This window comes from Nonomuraea antimicrobica (genome assembly GCF_039536965.1).
Taxonomy (GTDB): Bacteria; Actinomycetota; Actinomycetes; order Streptosporangiales; family Streptosporangiaceae; genus Nonomuraea; species Nonomuraea antimicrobica.
The window spans coordinates 115,517-132,353 of record NZ_BAAAZP010000090.1; the positions used below are offsets into that span (position 1 = coordinate 115,517).

Consider the following 16,837-nt stretch of genomic DNA (forward strand, 5'->3'; position numbering starts at 1 on the left):
TCCGGTCGCCGGAAGGGGCCTTCTGTCCGGTCAGGGGCGGAGGCTTCGGGCCGCAGCGTGCATGGTTTGCTACTGAGGGTGCTTTTTGGGTATATGTCGGAAAGGAGAAGTGACGGAACGTGCGCGCTTGGTTTCGCGAAGTGGGGTGAAGGTCGTACCCTCCCATAGTGACCTAATGGGGGTTCTGTTACCGATGACTGACCCAACCGACACCCGCGACACCGGACCACGCGTCGGCACGCCGCTGTGGGGATACCTCGCGGGCATCACCGTGATCGGCTTCACCGCCCTGGTGGTGGCCATGCTCAGGCTGGACCCCGCCGGTCTGGTGGAGCTGGCCCGCGGGCCCCTGTTCTGGGTGCTGGCGGTGCTGGTGATCCTGGGTGAGCTCAGGCCCGTGATGGTGTCCTCGGCGACGATCGTGGGCGGCACCTATCCGTCCACCATGTTCACCTTCGCCGTGCTGATGCACTTCGGCCTGCCCGTGGCGGTGCTCATGCAGGCCGTCGCCGTCACCATCAACGGCGTGGTGACGCGCAGGTCGTGGCATCGGGTCATGTTCAACATCGCGCAGTCCACCCTCGCTCTGACCGCGGCGGCCGTGGTGCTGGGGACGTTCGGGATCGTGCCGAGCCCGGCCGTGCCGTGGGTGCCCACGGGAGGCGACCTGCCGGCGATCGTGCTGGCCGGGGTCGCGTACTTCGTGAGCAGGGCCGCCCTGGTGACCGGCGCGGTGGCGCTGCACGAGCGGCGCTCGATCGTCCGCGTGCTCAAGGTCACCGTGGGCCCGCAGGGCCTCGTGTACGTCGGGCTGCTCGGCCTGGCCCCGCTGGTCGTCGTGGTCATGAGCCATTCGCCGGGACTCGTGCCCCTCTTCGTCGCCCCGCTGGCCGCCGTCTACTTCACCGCCACGCTGTCCATGCGCCGTGACCACCAGGCGCTGCACGACGAGCTGACCGGCCTGCCCAACCGCAAGATGCTCATCGTCAGCACCGAGGAGGCCCTGGCCGAGGTCCGCCAGGACGAACGGGTCGGCCTGTTCCTGCTCGACCTCGACCGGTTCAAGGAGGTCAACGACACGATGGGCCACCCGGTGGGCGACCGGCTGCTGCAACTGGTCGCGCACCGGCTCACCCACTCCGTACGGCCGGGCGACGTCGTGGCCAGGCTCGGCGGCGACGAGTTCGCGGTGCTGCTGCCCTCGATCAGGGACGCCCACGCGGCCAGGGAGGTGGCGGCCCGGCTGCGGGCGGCGCTCACCGAGCCGGTACGCCTGGAGGGCATGACCTTCGACCTCGACGGATCCGTCGGCATCGCCCTCTACCCCGACCACGCGCCCGACTTCGAGCTGCTGCTGCAACGGGCCGACGTGGCCATGTACCTGGCCAAGGAGGGGCGTACGGGCGTCGAGCTCTACCAGCCCGACAAAGACCGCAACTCCCCGGAACGCCTCACGCTCCTCGGCGACCTGCGCCGCGCCATCGACAACCGGGAGCTGCGCCTGCACTACCAGCCCAAGGTGGGGCTGGGCAGCGGCGACGTCCAGGGGGTGGAGGCGCTGCTGCGCTGGCGGCACCCGGTGCACGGGCAGCTTCCGCCGTCGGAGTTCGTGCCGCTGGCCGAGCAGTCGTACCTGATGCGCCAGCTCACGGCGTACGTGGTCGAGGAGGCCCTGGAGCAGGCCGCCGCCTGGTGGCACACGGGGCTGCGGGTGCAGATCTCGGTCAACATCTCCGCCCGCGACCTGCTCGGCTCCGCCCTGCCCGAGCAACTGGAGGTCGGCCTGGCCAGGTACGGCCTGCCACCGGCGGCCATCCAACTGGAGGTCACAGAACGCATCCTGACCGGCGACCAGGCCTACACCCAGGACACCATCAAGGCCCTGGCCACGCTCGGCGTCCCGCTGGCGCTCGACGACTTCGGCACCGGATACTCCTCGCTGATCCGGCTCCAGCGGCTGGCGGTGTCGGAGGTCAAGATCGACGCCTCCTTCGTACGCCGTATCGCCGAGTCGGAGGACGACTACCGGATCGTCCGCTCGATCGTCGACCTCGTCCGCTCGCTGGGGCTGAGGTCGGTGGCGGAGGGAGTGGAGTCGGACGAGGTGGCGATGCGACTGGCGGAGCTGGGGTGCGACGTGGGGCAGGGCTGGCTGTTCGGCGAGCCGATGCCGGCCGACGAGGCGGCGGTGTGGCTGCGCGACCGGCCGGGCGCGGCGGTGCGGTACGGCTACCAGCCCGAGGTCAGCAGCACCGCCTGAGGAGGGCTCACGTCTCGCGGATGTTGCGGGGGAGTTAATGGTTCGGGCCTGCTAGGTCAAGGCCCCTAGGATGGCAGTGTCCAAAGACTCCATCCACGAAACGGGTTCAACGACTCATGTCCGCCATAACCCGCGACGAGGTCGCACACCTGGCCCGGTTGTCCAGGCTGGCGCTCACCGGCGACGAGCTCGATCACTACGCCACCCAGCTCGATGCCATCATCGAGGCGGTCGCGAAGGTGACCGAGGTCGCCGCCGAGGACGTGCCGCCTTCGTCGCACGCGCTTCCGCTGACCAATGTCTTCCGTGCCGACGAGGTGCGACAGTCCCTGACGCCTGACCAGGCGCTCTCCGGCGCTCCCGCCGTCGAGGACGACCGTTTCCGGGTACCGCGCATCCTCGGGGAGGAGGCATGAGCTTGATCCGTAAGACCGCCGCCGAGCTGGGCTCGTTGATCGCCGGTGGCGAGGTGTCGGCCGTCGAGGTGGCCGAGGCGCACCTCGACCGGATGGCCGAGGTCGAGCCGAAGGTCCAGGCGTTCCTGCACGTCGACAGGGAGACCACGCTCGACCAGGCGCGGGCCGTCGACGCCAGGCTCCGGGCCGGGGAGCGGCTCGGGCCGCTGGCCGGGGTGCCGATCGCGCACAAAGACATCTTCACCACGCACGACATGCCCACCACCGCCGCCTCCAAGATCCTCGAAGGCTGGCGGCCGCCCTACGACGCGACCGTCACGGCCCGCCTGCGCGCGGCCGGGCTGGTCATCCTGGGCAAGACGAATCTCGACGAGTTCGCCATGGGCTCCTCCACGGAAAACTCCGCGTACCACACGACGCACAACCCGTGGGACCTGACGAAGGTGCCGGGCGGGTCGTCGGGCGGTTCGAGCGCCGCCGTGGCCGCGTACGAGGCGCCGCTGTCCACCGGCACCGACACGGGCGGGTCGATCCGGCAGCCCGCCGCGGTGACCGGGATCGTGGGCATGAAGCCGACCTACGGGGGCTCGTCCCGCTACGGGCTGATCGCGTTCGCCAGCTCGCTCGACACGCCGGGGCCGTTCGCCCGCAACGTGCTCGACGCGGCGCTGCTGCACGAGGCGTTCTCCGGCTACGACCCGATGGACTCCACCTCGATCGACGCGCCCGTGCCCTCGGTCGTCGAGGCCGCCAGGACGCCCGACGTCGCCGGCCTGCGGATCGGCGTCGTCAAGGAGTTCGCGGGCGAGGGCTACCAGGCCGGTGTCCTGGCCCGCTACCACGAGGCCGTCCAGCTCCTGGAGTCGCTCGGGGCCAAGGTCGTCGAGGTCTCCTGCCCGTCGTTCACGACCGCGCTGCCCGCCTACTACCTGATCGCGCCCTCGGAGTGCTCGTCCAACCTGGCGCGCTTCGACGCCATGCGCTACGGCCTGCGCGCGGGCGACGACGGCACCCGCAGCGCGGAAGAGGTCATGGCGCTGACCAGGGCCGCGGGGTTTGGTCCCGAGGTCAAGCGGCGCATCATGCTGGGCACGTACGCGCTGTCGAGCGGCTACTACGACGCCTACTACGGCCAGGCGCAAAAGGTGCGCACGGTCATCTCCCGCGAGTTCGAGGCCGCCTACCAGCAGGTCGACGTGCTGGTGTCGCCGACCACGCCGACCACGGCGTTCGCGATCGGCGAGCGCGCGGACGACCCGGTCGCGATGTACCTCGCAGACCTGTGCACGATCCCGTCCAACCTGGCGGGCAACGCGGCCATCTCCGTGCCGTGCGGCCTGGCCGACGAAGACGGCCTGCCGGTGGGTCTGCAGATCATGGCCCCGGTCCTGGCCGACGACCGCTGCTACCGGGTCGGCGCGGCCGTGGAGCAGGCCCTGGAGAGCCGCTGGGGCGGTGGCCTGCTGTCCAAGGCCCCCGAGCTGTAGGACGAGGAGGCGACGGCCGCGTGCTCACGCGAACGCAACGATCTGAACTAAGGACCTCATCATGACTGCCGGTACGCTCATGCCGTACGACGAAGCGCTCGAGCGGTTCGAGCCGGTGCTCGGCCTCGAGACGCATGTCGAGCTGGGCACCAAGTCGAAGATGTTCTGCGGTTGCAAGACGACCTTCGGCGCCCCGCCCAACACGCAGGTCTGTCCCACCTGCCTGGCGCTGCCCGGTTCGCTGCCGGTGGCCAACGCGGCGGCCATCGAGTCGACGATCCGCATCGGCCTGGCGCTCAACTGCTCGATCGCCGAGTGGTGCCGCTTTGCCCGGAAAAACTACTTCTATCCGGACATGCCGAAGAACTACCAGATCTCCCAGTACGACGAGCCGCTCTGCTTCGACGGCTACCTCGACGTCGAGATCGAGGGGCAGACCGTACGCATCGGGATCGAGCGGGTGCACCTGGAGGAAGACACCGGCAAGTCCACCCACGTGGGCGGCGCGACCGGGCGCATCCAGGGGGCCGACTACTCGATCGTCGACTACAACCGGGCCGGCATCCCGCTGGTCGAGATCGTGACCAAGCCCATCCCGGGCACCGACCGGCTCGCGCCCGAGGTGGCCAAGGCCTACGTCACCGAGCTGCGCGAGATCATGCGCTCGCTGGGCGTCTCCGACGTGCGCATGGAGGAGGGCTCGCTGCGGTGTGACGTCAACGTCTCGCTCATGCCGCGCGGCTCGTCCGAGTGGGGCACCCGTACGGAGACCAAGAACGTCAACTCGCTGCGCAGCGTCGAGCGGTCCGTGCGGAGCGAGATCGAGCGGCAGGCGGGCGTCCTCGCCGAGGGCGGGAAGATCATCCAGGAGACCCGCCACTTCCACGAGGACACCGGCACCACCACGTCCGGGCGGTCCAAGGAGGAGGCGCAGGACTACCGCTACTTCCCCGAGCCCGACCTGGTGCCGATCGCGCCCGACACGGCGTGGGTGGCCGAGCTGAAGGCGGCCCTGCCCGAGCTGCCGTCGGTCCGGCGCAAGCGGCTGCAGGCCGAGTGGGGGCTGTCCGACCTCGACATGCAGGCCATGTACAACGCCGACGCGATCGACCTGGTCGAGGCCACGGTCACGGCCGGCGCCCCGGCGGCCGACGCGCGCAAGTGGTGGATGGGCGAGCTGGCCCGGCGGGCCAACGAGACCGCCACGCCGCTGGCCGACCTGCCCATCACGCCCGGGCAGATCGCCAGGGTGACCGAGCTGGTGGCCTCGGGCGCGCTCAACGACAAGCTCGCGCGCGAGGTGCTCGAAGGCGTGCTGGCCGGAGAGGGCACGCCCGACGAGGTGGTCGAGCGGCGCGGGCTGCGGATCGTCAACGACGAGGGCGAGCTGTCGGCGATCATCGACCAGGTGCTGGCCGACAACGCCGACGCGGCCGAGAAGGTCCGCTCAGGGAAGATCGCGGCGGCGGGCGCGCTCGTGGGCGGCGTCATGCGGGCCAGCAAGGGCAAGGCCGACGCGGCCCGCGCCCGGCAACTGATCCTGGAGAAGCTCGGCGTCTCCGAGTGACCCACCGCCGATGAGGGCCCTGCCGCCGCTGCGGTGGGGCCCTCTCGTATGACCGGGCTCGGGTCTTAGGCCCAATGGCCGAATCCGTGACGGGCTCCGGCTGGAGGCGGGCCCCGACCGGCCGTCGTGCGTTCACGGCATGACGACGAGCGGCATGACGACGAGCAGCATGACAACAGGCGACATGACGACAGGCGGCACGCCAAGAAGCGGCACGGCGGGCGGCGGCGTGACGAGAAGGGCGTTGACGGCGGGCCTGGTGGCGATGGTGTCGCTGGTGGCCTTCGAGTACATGGCGGTCGCGATCGCGATGCCGGTCGTGGCCGGCGAACTCGGCGGACCGCCGCTCTACGGGCTGGCGTTCAGCAGCGCGATGGCGGCGGGCGTGGTCGGCACGGTGCTGGGCGGCCGGTGGGCGGACGTACGCGGGCCCCGCGCGCCCCTGTGGGCCGGGGTGGCCGGGTTCGCCGCCGGCCTGACGGTGGCGGGGCTGGCGCCGAGCATGGAGGTGCTGATCGCGGGCCGGTTCCTGTAGGGCTTCGGCGGCGCGCTGGTCAACGTGGCACTCTACGTCGTGGTGGCCCGGGTCTACCCCGAGCATGTGCATCCACGGATCTTCTCCTTGTTCGCGACCGCGTGGGTGGTGCCGTCGATGGTGGGCCCGGTGGTCGTGGGCCTGGTGACCGACACGCTGGGCTGGCGCTGGGTGTTCCTGCTGGTGCCGTTCCTCACCGCGCTGGGCGCGCTGGTGCTGCTGCGCGGGCTGGCCGGGCAGCCGGTGGACGGCGGGCAGGCCGGTCCGGCCCCTGGCCGGTCACGCAAGGTCGGCTGGGCGGCCGTGACGGCCGTCGGGGCGGCGCTCATGCAGTACGGCAGCAGCCAGTCGCTCCCGCTCCTCCTCGCCGGCCTCGCGGTGCTGGCCGTGGCCCTGCCCAGACTGCTGCCCACCGGCACGCTGCGTGCCGCGAGAGGGCTGCCCACGGTGGTGGCGTTGCGTGGTCTGGCCGCCGGGGCGCTCTTCGCGGCCGAGGTGATCGTGCCGCTCATGCTCGTCCATGAGCGCGGCCTGTCGACGTTCACGGCCGGGCTCGCCCTCATGACGGGCTCGCTGACCTGGTCGGCCGCCTCCTGGTTGCAGGGCAGGGAGGTCTTCGGCCGGATGACGAACCTGCGTCTCGGCTCGGCCATGATCGCGCTGGGCATCGTGGTCATGGGGGCGGTGGCGGTCACCGGGGCGCTGTTCACGGCGTCCGGCTCGGGCTACTGGACGGTCTTCGCCGCGACCCTGGCCATGGCCCTGGCGGGGTTCGCCATCGCACCCAGGACGGCCGCGAACGGCCCCGCCACGTCGGCGGGGCCGTCCAGGGAGCAGGTCAGCCGGTCCGCGTGACCTTCGACCTGCGCGCCGCGAGCTTCCTGAGCAGCGGCGTGAGCAGCGCCAGGGCGGCCAGGAGCAGCAGGACGGCGGCGATCGGGCTGCGGACGAGCACGCTCACGTCCCCCGCCCCGATGGCCAGCGCGCGCCGGAGCTGGATCTCCGCCATCGGGCCCAGGATCATGCCGATCACCGCGGGCGCGACGGGCAGGCCGAAGCGCCGCATGGCGTAGCCGAGCAGGCCGAGCAGGTAGAGGACGAACAGGTCCACCACGGTGCCGTTCAGCGCGTAGACCCCGAGGGCGGCGAAGAGCACGATCCCGGCGTAGAGGTACGGCCGTGGGATCCGCAGCACGCGGGCCCAGAGCGGGGCCAGGGGCAGGTTCAGCACCAGCAGCATCATGTTGCCGATGAACAGCGAGGCGATCATGCCCCACACCAGCGCCGGGTTGTGGTCGAAGAGCTGCGGGCCGGGCTGCAGGCCGTACTGCTGGAAGGCGGCCAGCAGGATCGCGGCCGTCGCGGACGTGGGCAGGCCCAGCGTGAGCAGCGGGACCAGGGTGCCGGCCGCCGCGGCGTTGTTGGCCGCCTCGGGGCCCGCGACGCCCTCGATGGCGCCCTTGCCGTACTCCTCGCGGGCCACGCCGCGGGCCAGGCGCCGCTCGGCCGCGTACGACAGGAAGGTGGGGATCTCGGCCCCGCCGCCGGGCAGCGCGCCGAACGGGAAGCCCAGCGCGGTGCCGCGCAGCCACGGCAGCCAGGAGCGCCGCCAGTCGGCGCGGCCCATCCAGGCGCGGCCGACCGGCACCACCTCGGGTGTCCCGTGGCGCAGGCGGGAGGCGACGTAGAGGGCCTCGCCCACCGCGAACAGGCCGACCGCGACGATCACCACGTCGATGCCGTCGAGCAACTGCGGGATGCCCAGCGTCAGGCGGGCCTGCCCGGTCTGCTGGTCGATGCCGACCAGGCCGATCACCAGGCCGAGGCCGAGCGAGGCCAGGCCGCGCACGACCGAGCGCGACAACACCGAGGACACGGCCGTGAAGGCGAGGATCGCCAGCGCGAAGTAGTCCTCCGGGCCGAACGAGATCGCGAAGCTGACCACCGCCGGCGCCGCCACGACCAGGAGCGCCGTGGCGATCGTGCCGGCCACGAACGAGCCGATGGCGGCCGTGGCCAGCGCCTGGGCGGCCCGGCCGCGCCGGGCCATCTGGTTGCCCTCCAGCGCCGTGATCATCGACGCCGACTCGCCGGGGGTGTTGAGCAGGATGGAGGTGGTCGAGCCACCGTACATGCCGCCGTAGTAGATGCCGGCGAACATGATGAACGCGCTGGTCGGCGGCACCGTGAACGTGATCGGCAGCAGCAGCGCCACCGTCATCGCGGGCCCGATGCCGGGCAGCACGCCGACGAGGGTGCCGAGGGTGACGCCGATGAGCGCGTACAGGAGGTTGACCGGGGTGAGCGCGGCGGCGAAGCCGTCGAGCAGCAACTGCAGGGAGGTCACCTCAGATCACCCCCGCCAGCGGCCCGCCCGGCAGCGTCACGCCCAGGCCCTTGACGAACAGCAGGTACGTCACCACGCCCATGACCACCGAGACCCCGGCCGCGCGCACCTTGTGCTCGGCCCCCAGCGCCACCGACAGGCCGAAGAACAGCAGGCTCGCGCCGATGATCCAGCCGAGGACGTTCAGGAGCGCCGCGAAGGCCAGGAAGATGCCGCTGACCAGGGCGACGCTCCGCCAGTCCGTGGGCGCGCCCGCGTCGACGTCCTCGCTCTCCTCGGGTTCGGCGTGGCCGCCGCGTACGACGTCGGCGACGTAGAACAGGCCGATGAGCACCATCGCGCCGCCCACCAGCATGGGAAAGAAGCGCGGCCCGAGGCCGAGCTGGGAGGCCGCCGCGGAGACGTCGAGCGTCCCGACCACGACGAGCACGCCCAGCACCAGCACCACGACCGCCAGCCCGAGCTCGGGCCGCCACCAGCGAGTCATCAGGAGACGAGCCCCATCTCGGCGATGATCCCCTTGACCCTGGTCTGCTCGGAGCCGAGGAAGTCGGCGAACTGCTGGCCGGTCTGGAAGGAGTCGATCCAGCCGTTCTTGGCCACCGCGTCCTTCCACGGCTGCGAGTCGTGCATCTTGGTGACCAGGTCGGTCAGCGTCTTCTTGTCGGCGTCGGAGAGCCCGCCGGGGGCGACGAAGCCGCGCCAGTTGGACAGCTCCACGTCCAGGCCGCCCTCCTTCAGCGTGGGCGCGTCGAGGCCGGGCAGCCGCTCGCCGGACGTCACGGCCAGGGCGCGCAGCTTGCCGGACTTGACGTGCTCGGCGAACTCGGACACGCCGGAGATGCCCGCGCTGACCTTGTTGCCGAGCAGCTCGTTGAGCGCCTCGCCGCCGCCCGAGTGGGCGATGTAGTTGACCTGCTTGGGGTCGACGCCCGCGGCCTTGGCCATCAGCCCGGCCACGATGTGGTCGGTGCCGCCCGCCGAACCGCCCGAGATGGACACCTTCGCCGGGTCGACCTTCCAGGCCGCCACCATGTCGGCCAGCGTCTTGAACGGGGACGCGGCCGGGACGACGACGATCTCGTACTCCTCGGTCAGCTTGGCGATGGGCGTGGTCTCGGCCAGCGTCACCTTCGACTTGTTCTGCTCGATGGCGCCCACCATGACCAGGCCCATGGTCATCAGCAGGTTGCCGTTGCCCTTCTCGCCGGCGAGCTGCGCCAGGCCGATCGTGCCGCCGGCGCCCGGCACGTTGAACACCTCGACCTTGCGCGCCGGGTCGGCCGTCTTGAACGCCTGCTCCGCCGTACGGGAGGTCTGGTCCCATCCGCCGCCCGGCGCGGCCGGGGCCATGATCCGCAGCGAGGAGGCGGAGGCGGTGGTGCCGGACTCGCCGCAGGCCGTCAGCGCGGCGAGGGAGAGTGCCGCGAGAGCGGCGAGTACGCGCAAGCGCATGATCACTCCAAGGGGGGTTTTCACCTTCGTTGAACAGGCATGGTGAGGTGCGTTCCCGTGGGCGTCGAGGCTTTGCGCGGTTGCCGTCATAGTGGTCGTATTGGTCGCGACCTGGCCGTGACCTCTGTTTGTTTCCATGTGCAGGGTGAGACGGGTTCGTGACGCCTCCCTCGGCACCCAGCTCTTCGTCCTCCAGATGGTGATCGTGCTGCTGGCCGTCGGCGGCACCGGAGGAGTGTGGGCCGAGCACACGCGCGACCAGCTCGACTCGCTGCACCAGCAGCGGGCGCTGGCGATCGCCCAGTCGGTGGCCGGCCTGCCGCAGGTGCGCGCGGCCTTCGAGCTCGAACGCCCGGAGAGCGTGCTGCAGCCGCTGGCCATGAGCGTCCAGCAGGAGACCGGCGCCGACTACGTCGTGATCGCCAACACCGACCAGCAGCGCTACGCCCACCCCAACACCGCGCTGATCGGCAAGCGGCTGTCCACCGACGGCAGCACGGTCCTGCGTACGGGCCAGAGCTGGGTCGGCACCGAGACCGGCACGATCGGCACCACGGTCAGGGGCAAGACGCCCATCCGCGACGAATACGGCAACGTCATCGGCCTCGTCTCCGTCGGCGTGCTGGAGACCACGGTCGTCAGCCAGCTCTCCCAGGCCCTGCCGCCGCTGATCTGGACCGCGCTGGCCGTGCTGGTGGCCGGGCTCGCGCTGGCGGCGGTGATCACCGCGCGGGTGCGCAAGCAGACGTTCGGCCTGGAGCCGCGCGAGATCGCGGCGCTGCTGGAGCAGCGCGAGGGCGTGCTGCACGGCGTCAAGGAGGGCGTGCTCGCGCTCGACCTGTCGGGGCGGGTCACCCTGGTCAACGACGCCGCCCGCGAACTGCTGGGCGACGTCGGGGAGGATCTCACGCGGATGCCGGTCTCCGAGCGCATGCGCGACGTGCTCAGCGGCGCCGACCCAGGCGAGGACCGCGTGGTGCTGCACGGCGAGCGCGTGCTGGTGCTCAACCGCACCCCCGTCTGGGTACGCGGCCGGCACCGCGGCTGGGTGGTCACCCTGCGGGACCGTACGGAGCTGGTGCGCCTGGCCCGCGAGCTCGACGACACCAGCAGCGCCACCGAGGCGCTGCGGGCCCAGGCCCACGAGTTCGCCAACCGCATGCACACCGTCGTGGGCCTGCTGGAGCTGGGCGAGCACGAGGCGGCCGTCAGCTTCATCACCCGCACCACGCGCGGCACGTACGCCACCGACCTGCGCGAACACGTCCAGGACCCGACCCTCGCCGCTCTCCTGCTGGCCAAGTCCGCCGAGGCGGCGGAGCGCGGGGCCACGCTCGTGCTTGCCGACGACTCCTCGGTGCCCGCGGGCCTGCTCGGCGACCCGCAGGACGCGGTGCTGGTGGTCGGCAACCTGGTCGCCAACGCGATCGACGCCCTCGACGGCGCGGAGGGCACGATCGAGGTGTCGGTGCAGGCCGACGCCGGCGGCCTGCGCGTACGCGTCGGCGACTCGGGGCCGGGCATCGCGCCCGACCTGGTGGAGGAGGTCTTCAGGGAGGGCTTCACCACCAAGGCCGCCCATTCGGGGCCGCGCGGGCTGGGGCTGGCGCTGACCAGGCAGGCGTGCCTGCGCCGGGGCGGCTGGGTACGCGTGGGCAACTCGGGCCCCGGCCCGGCCGCCGACGACGCCTCGGTGCCCTCCGGCGGCGCGGTGTTCACGGCGTTGCTCCCGGCGGAGGCGGGCCCGTGATCCGCGTCCTGGTCGTCGACGACGACTTCATGGTGGCCCGCATCCACAGCGGCTACGTGGCCCGGATGCCGGGCTTCAGCGTCGTCTCCGTCGCGCACAACGGCGCCGACGCGCTGGCCGCGGCCGACGAGCTGCGGCCCGACCTCGTGCTGCTCGACATCTACCTGCCCGACATGTCGGGCCTGGAGGTGCTCAAGGCGCTCCACGGCGTGGACGTCCTCATGATCAGCGCCGCCCGCGACGTGTCCACCGTCAAGGAGGCCATGCGCGGCGGCGCGGTCAACTACCTCATCAAGCCGTTCACCGCCGCCGCGCTGACCGAACGCCTCCAGCAGTACGCCGACACCCGCAAGCGCCTGACCGCGATCGGCCCCGAGGCCCGCCAGGACGACGTGGACCGCCTGTTCGGCACGTTCAAGTCCGCCGCCCCCATGCCGAAGGGGCTGTCGGCGGCCACGTGCGCGCTGGTCGCCGACACCCTCAGGGACGCCGGCCGCGATCTGTCGGCCGCCGAGGCGGCCGAGCTGACGGGCCTGTCGCGGGTGAGCGTCCGCCGCTATCTGGAACACCTGTGCGTGGCGGGGCAGGCCGAGTACCGGCCGCGCTACGGCACGGCCGGTCGTCCGGAACATCGCTACCGGTGGCTAGGTTGACACATTTCCGTAGCCATTTCCCGTGACATAAGCGGATCCGCGTGCCTTACTGTTGCCTGAGACTTGGCTGCGGACCGGGAGGAGATTGAGGCGTGCGAAACGCCGGACCGATCGAATCACCGACCGACCCGTTCGCCTCGGTGCCGTTACCCACGTCGGGCGTCTCCAAGAGGCCGCGGATCGAAGGGCTGCCCCCGGGCGTGTCCCGGGACATCTTCGGCCCGCAGGAAAGGCAGGAGCCCCGCCCGGCCCAAGGCCCGGGCGCCCAGGGCGGTCAGGGTGGTCAGACGGGCAAGGGCGCGCTGCCCCCGGTGGCGCCGCCCGCACAGCCGTGGCCGATGGCCGACCGAGAGCCCGCGCTCCCGCCCGCCCCCGCGTTCGGCGGACCGGAGAGCCCCTCTCCGTACACGCCCGAGCCGCCCAGGCGGCGCCGGGTGCTGCCCGGCCTCGGCGTGTTCGTGCTGGTGCTGGTCGTGCTGGCGTACGTGGTGCCGGCGGTGCTCATGTCCGGGTCGGTCCTGCGCGGCACGCGCGTGGCCGGGGTGGACATCGGCGGCCTGACCGTGACGCAGGCGGCCGACAAGCTGCGTACGGAGCTGGGCGAAAGGCTCAGCAAGCCCGTCGTGGTCGACATCGGCGGCAAGAAGGAGACCATCCAGGCCGACGCGGCCGGGCTCGAACTCGACGTCGTCGGCACCATCGGGCAGGCGCCCAGCGGCTTCCCCACCCCGGAGGAGGTCTGGCAGGGCCTGACCGGCACGACCGAGCTCCAACCGAAGATCAGCACCGACTCCGCCCAGCTCAACAGGACTGTCGAGAGCCTGGCGGAGAGCGTGGACAAGCCCGCGCAGGAGGGCCGGGTGACCTTCACCGGGCTGGTGCCCAAGAGCCGCCGGCCCGCGCCCGGCGTGGTGCTCGACCAGGACGACGCCGTACGCCGGATCGGCTCCGCCTTCCTCGGCGGGGGCGGCGAGGTCGCGCTCACGCTCGAGCCCGCCACGCCCGCCACCACCCCCGAGGCCGTCACCGAGGCGATGACCAGGGCGAAGGCCGCCGTGGCCGCCCCTCTGACGCTGACCGTCGACGGCAAGCAGGCGCAGGTCTCCCCGGCCATGATCGCGGCGAACCTGACCTACGAATCCGACGGCGACGGCGGGCTCGCGGCCGAGTTCGACGCCAAGGGGGTGCTGGCCACGCTGGAGAGCAGCCTGGTGGACGCCGCCCAGCAGCCGCGCGACGCCACGTACGAGATCGTGGACGGCAAGCCGGTCCTGGTGCCCGCGCGGGACGGGCGGGGCGTCAACGACAAGCTGCTGGCCAAGGACGCCGAGAAGGTCTTCGACACGGGTGGCGCCCGCACGGTCCCCGTCAAGCTCGGCGCGGTCGCGCCGGAGGTGGAGACCTCGCAGATCCAGGGACTGGGCATCAAGGAGCAGGTGAGCAGCTTCACCACCACGTTCGAGTGCTGCCAGGCCCGGGTGAAGAACATCCAGCTCATGGCTCAGCGGCTCGACGGCCACGTCGTGAGGCCGGGCGAGACGTTCTCACTCAACGAGGTGCTCGGAGAGCCGACGGTCGAGGACGGGTACGTCGAGGCGCCGCAGACCGTCCGCGGGCGGACGGTGAACGCCGTCGGCGGCGGCGGCTCGCAGGTCGCGACCACCATGTACAACGCGGTCTACTTCGGCGGCTACGACGACGTGGACCACCAGCCGGCGGACCACTACGACCCGCGCTACCCGGCGGGCCGGGACGCGGCGTTGGCGTACCCGGACCAGGATCTCAAGTGGCGCAACGACTCCGACAGCGGCGTGCTCATCAAGACCACCGTCACCGAGACGACGGTGGCCGTCGTGCTGTGGGGCGTCAAGCGGTACGACGAGGTGGAGCACGTGGAGTCGGAACGCCGGGACTTCACGCCGTTCGGCCAGGAGACGAGCGCCGCGGCCGACTGCCTGCCCACGGCGGGGGAGCAGGGGTTCACGATCGACGTGACCCGGGTGTTCCACGACGACGGCAAGGTGGTCAAGAAGGACAAGAAGCTGACCACCAAGTACAGCCCGCGAACCCAGCTCACCTGCACCGCCGCCCGCTGAGCCCGCCCCTCCCGACGGTCGTCCCGGGTGGGCGCGGGCACCGGGAAAGCCCCGCGGAGGGCCTCAAGGGGTGAGGGAGAGTATGCGGTCGTCGCCGTTCCTGGGGGAGCCGCGGCCGTCCCTGTTGCTGGTCGCGATCCAGAGTGACCCGTCGGGAGCGGTCGTGACGGCGCGGATGCGCCCGTAGCGGCCGGTGAAGTGGGCCACCGGCCTGCCGACCGAGCCGTCGGCCGTCAGCGGCACCTGCCACAGCCGTTCCCCGCGCAGCGCGCCCACCCACAGGGAGCCGTCCGCGTAGGCCATGCCCGACGGTGACGCCTCCGACGTGGGCCACGTGAGGAGCGGGTTGGTGAAGCGGGGGTCGTCGCTGCGGCCCTCGGCCTCCGGCCAGCCGTAGTTGGCCCCCGGCTTGATCAGGTTGATCTCGTCGTAGGTGTTGGCCCCGAACTCGGAGGCGTACAGCCGGCCCGCCGGGTCCCAGGCCAGGCCCTGGACGTTGCGGTGGCCGTAGCTGTAGACCAGGGTGCCGAACGGGTTGCCGGGGGCGGGGGCGCCGTCCACGGTCATGCGCAGGATCTTGCCCGCGAGCGAGTCGCGCCGCTGGGCCAGGCCGGGGTCGCCGGTCTCGCCCGTGGTGGCGTACAGGTGGCCGTCGGGGCCGAAGGCGAGGCGGCCGCCGTTGTGGATGGAGCCCTTCGGGATGCCCTTGACGATGATCCGCGCGTCGGTCAGGCCGTTGCCTGACAGGCGGTAGCGGGCGATCCGGTTGTCCTGTTCGGCGGTGTAGTAAAGGAAGATTTGTTGGTCTTTGACCGCTACGCCCATCAGGCCGCCCTCGCCGTCCGGTCGCACCTCGGCGATCTTCGCCAGCTCCGTCACCCGTCCTGCGGGGGTGACCCGAAGGAGGCGGGCGGTGTCGCGTTCGGTCACGAGCGCGTCGCCCCCGGGCAGGAACGCGATCCCCCACGGTACGGAGAGCCCGGTCGCCACGTCCCTCGGCTCTCCAGGCGCGTCCTGGGCCGGCGCGGCCGCCGTGGGAAGCACCTCGGCGCCACCAGGGGAGACGCCGCCGGAACAGGCCGTGAGAGCGGCCAACAGCATGATCGTCCAGAGCTTGCTCATGTGTTCCATACTTCCCTCGGGGTCGTAAGGTTCTCGGCATGAAGACCTGGGTTCCATCCGATTCGGTGGGTGATGTGCTGTCCGACCTGCCCGGCGTTGAATGTGCTGTGTATAACGGCACGTCCCCGATGCCGGATGGGGTGGAGGACGTGGAGGTGTGGATCCCGCCGCTGGCCGCCCTGCCCGACGTGCCGGGGACCCTGGCCCGTATGCGATCGCTGCGGCTGGTCCAGACCGTGACCGCGGGTGTGGAGCAGTACCGGCCGCACATCCCCGAGGGCGCCGTGCTGTGCAACGCCCGCGGCGTGCACGACGCGGGCACCGCCGAGTGGGCGGTCGGGGCGATGATCGCGGTGCTCAGGGAGTTCCCCGGCTTCGTGGACGCGCAGCGCAGAGGCGAGTGGACCTACCACCACACCGGCGTGCTGGCCGACTCGCGCGTGCTCATCGTGGGTCACGGGTCCATCGGAGCCGCGCTCGAAAGGCGGCTGGAGCCCTTCGAGGTCGACGTCGTACGCGTGGCCAGAAGCGCCCGCGACGGCGTGCACGCCCTGGCCGAGTTGCCCGCCCTGCTGCCCGAGGCCGACGTCGTCGTGCTGCTCGTGCCCGCCACCGCCGCCACCGCCGGGATGGTGGACGCCGCGTTCCTGGCCCGGATGAAGGACGGCGCCGTGCTCGTCAACGCCGCCAGGGGCGGCATCGTCGACACCGGCGCGCTGCTCGCGGAGCTCAAGACCGGGAGGCTGCGCGCCGCCCTCGACGTGACCGAGCCCGAACCGCTGCCCGAGGGGCACCCTCTCTGGAGCGCTCCCGGCGTGCTCATCACCCCGCACGTGGCGGGCAGCACCCCGGCCTCCGGGCGGCGTGTGTTGCGCTATCTCCGGGCCCAGCTCGGGCGCTACGCCGCAGGTGAAGAGCTGATCAACGTCATTTCCGACTCGTACTGAGAGGATCCCGGAACGTGGCTGGTCCGTGACCTTCGGTGCGTACGGTGACGTTTGCAAGGGTCTCCTGACTCACTGTCAAGAAACTCTTGGCGGTAATTGGTCTTGTCTGGTTATCAGATCGGTGACGACATCGGCGTTGTCACCACCCGCGCACCCACGACCGCACACACTGGCGGAGTGATCGGCCGGGCTTCGGCGGTCG

Annotated in this window: 12 protein-coding genes and 1 pseudogene; 9 read left to right on the forward strand and 4 right to left on the reverse strand. The window is 71.5% G+C overall.

All coding sequences use genetic code 11. The annotated features are described in order from the left end of the window. Positions 1-193: 193 nt before the first annotated feature. The 5 genes and pseudogenes from ABD844_RS24540 (at position 194) to ABD844_RS24560 (ending at position 7,120) form a co-directional block, all read left to right on the forward strand. Entirely contained in the window at positions 194-2,260 is a 2,067-nt protein-coding gene (locus ABD844_RS24540) for a putative bifunctional diguanylate cyclase/phosphodiesterase (RefSeq protein ID WP_344882313.1), read from the forward strand. A 116-nt stretch (positions 2,261-2,376) separates the two neighbouring features. Then, the gene (gene gatC / locus ABD844_RS24545; protein WP_344882316.1) at positions 2,377-2,676 is read left to right on the forward strand and encodes an Asp-tRNA(Asn)/Glu-tRNA(Gln) amidotransferase subunit GatC; all 300 of its coding nucleotides are present in this window, start codon (positions 2,377-2,379) and stop codon (positions 2,674-2,676) included. Continuing rightward, positions 2,673-4,163, forward strand: a complete 1,491-nt coding sequence (gene gatA, locus ABD844_RS24550; RefSeq protein ID WP_344882318.1) for an Asp-tRNA(Asn)/Glu-tRNA(Gln) amidotransferase subunit GatA — start codon at positions 2,673-2,675, stop codon at positions 4,161-4,163. The genes gatC and gatA overlap by 4 nt, the downstream gene beginning before the upstream one ends. 61 nt (positions 4,164-4,224) lie before the next feature. Next, on the forward strand, positions 4,225-5,730 hold the full coding sequence (gatB, locus tag ABD844_RS24555) for an Asp-tRNA(Asn)/Glu-tRNA(Gln) amidotransferase subunit GatB (protein WP_344882321.1): 1,506 nt from the start codon (positions 4,225-4,227) through the stop codon (positions 5,728-5,730). A 310-nt stretch (positions 5,731-6,040) separates the two neighbouring features. Continuing rightward, positions 6,041-7,120, forward strand: a pseudogene (locus ABD844_RS24560) (MFS transporter). On the opposite strand, the gene ABD844_RS24565 reads toward ABD844_RS24560, so the two are convergent. The 3 genes from ABD844_RS24565 to ABD844_RS24575 are packed head-to-tail and all read right to left on the reverse strand — an operon-like array spanning position 7,104 to position 10,067. Further along, positions 7,104-8,612, reverse strand: a complete 1,509-nt coding sequence (locus ABD844_RS24565) for a tripartite tricarboxylate transporter permease (RefSeq protein WP_344882325.1) — start codon at positions 8,610-8,612, stop codon at positions 7,104-7,106. The pseudogene ABD844_RS24560 and the gene ABD844_RS24565 overlap by 17 nt on opposite strands. A 1-nt stretch (position 8,613) precedes the next feature. Then, entirely contained in the window at positions 8,614-9,099 is a 486-nt protein-coding gene (locus ABD844_RS24570; protein ID WP_344882328.1) for a tripartite tricarboxylate transporter TctB family protein, read from the reverse strand. Then, positions 9,099-10,067, reverse strand: a complete 969-nt coding sequence (locus ABD844_RS24575; protein WP_344882331.1) for a Bug family tripartite tricarboxylate transporter substrate binding protein — start codon at positions 10,065-10,067, stop codon at positions 9,099-9,101. The genes ABD844_RS24570 and ABD844_RS24575 overlap by 1 nt, the downstream gene beginning before the upstream one ends. Before the next feature lie 136 nt (positions 10,068-10,203). Here ABD844_RS24575 and ABD844_RS24580 point away from each other — a divergent pair, with 136 nt between their 5' ends. The 3 genes from ABD844_RS24580 (at position 10,204) to ABD844_RS24590 (ending at position 14,566) form a co-directional block, all read left to right on the forward strand. After that, complete coding sequence (locus ABD844_RS24580; protein ID WP_344882335.1) at positions 10,204-11,817, forward strand: ATP-binding protein; 1,614 nt, start codon at positions 10,204-10,206, stop codon at positions 11,815-11,817. After that, positions 11,814-12,470 carry a response regulator gene (locus ABD844_RS24585; RefSeq protein ID WP_344882338.1) on the forward strand — a complete coding sequence of 219 codons (657 nt, stop codon included), beginning with the start codon at positions 11,814-11,816 and terminating at the stop codon, positions 12,468-12,470. Before ABD844_RS24580 ends, ABD844_RS24585 begins: the two co-directional genes overlap by 4 nt. A gap of 92 nt (positions 12,471-12,562) precedes the next feature. Continuing rightward, positions 12,563-14,566, forward strand: a complete 2,004-nt coding sequence (locus ABD844_RS24590; protein WP_344882341.1) for a VanW family protein — start codon at positions 12,563-12,565, stop codon at positions 14,564-14,566. 63 nt (positions 14,567-14,629) lie between these two features. On the opposite strand, the gene ABD844_RS24595 is transcribed toward ABD844_RS24590, so the two are convergent. Beyond that, positions 14,630-15,688, reverse strand: coding sequence for a PQQ-dependent sugar dehydrogenase (locus tag ABD844_RS24595; protein ID WP_344882344.1), 1,059 nt, complete (start codon positions 15,686-15,688; stop codon positions 14,630-14,632). Positions 15,689-15,837: 149 nt separating this feature from the next. On the opposite strand from ABD844_RS24595, the gene ABD844_RS24600 reads away from it, so the two are divergent. Beyond that, positions 15,838-16,635 carry a 2-hydroxyacid dehydrogenase gene (locus tag ABD844_RS24600; RefSeq protein WP_344882347.1) on the forward strand — a complete coding sequence of 266 codons (798 nt, stop codon included), beginning with the start codon at positions 15,838-15,840 and terminating at the stop codon, positions 16,633-16,635. Positions 16,636-16,837 lie beyond the last annotated feature (202 nt).

Coding starts and splice junctions, on each gene's coding strand:
- ABD844_RS24595 (WP_344882344.1), bottom strand. CDS start 15,688: ATGAGCAAGCTCTGGACGATCATGCTGTTGGCCGCTCTCACGGCCTGT.
- ABD844_RS24540 (WP_344882313.1), top strand. CDS start 194: ATGACTGACCCAACCGACACCCGCGACACCGGACCACGCGTCGGCACG.
- gatB (WP_344882321.1), top strand. CDS start 4,225: ATGACTGCCGGTACGCTCATGCCGTACGACGAAGCGCTCGAGCGGTTC.
- gatA (WP_344882318.1), top strand. CDS start 2,673: ATGAGCTTGATCCGTAAGACCGCCGCCGAGCTGGGCTCGTTGATCGCC.
- ABD844_RS24570 (WP_344882328.1), bottom strand. CDS start 9,099: ATGACTCGCTGGTGGCGGCCCGAGCTCGGGCTGGCGGTCGTGGTGCTG.
- gatC (WP_344882316.1), top strand. CDS start 2,377: ATGTCCGCCATAACCCGCGACGAGGTCGCACACCTGGCCCGGTTGTCC.
- ABD844_RS24575 (WP_344882331.1), bottom strand. CDS start 10,067: ATGCGCTTGCGCGTACTCGCCGCTCTCGCGGCACTCTCCCTCGCCGCG.
- ABD844_RS24580 (WP_344882335.1), top strand. CDS start 10,204: ATGTGCAGGGTGAGACGGGTTCGTGACGCCTCCCTCGGCACCCAGCTC.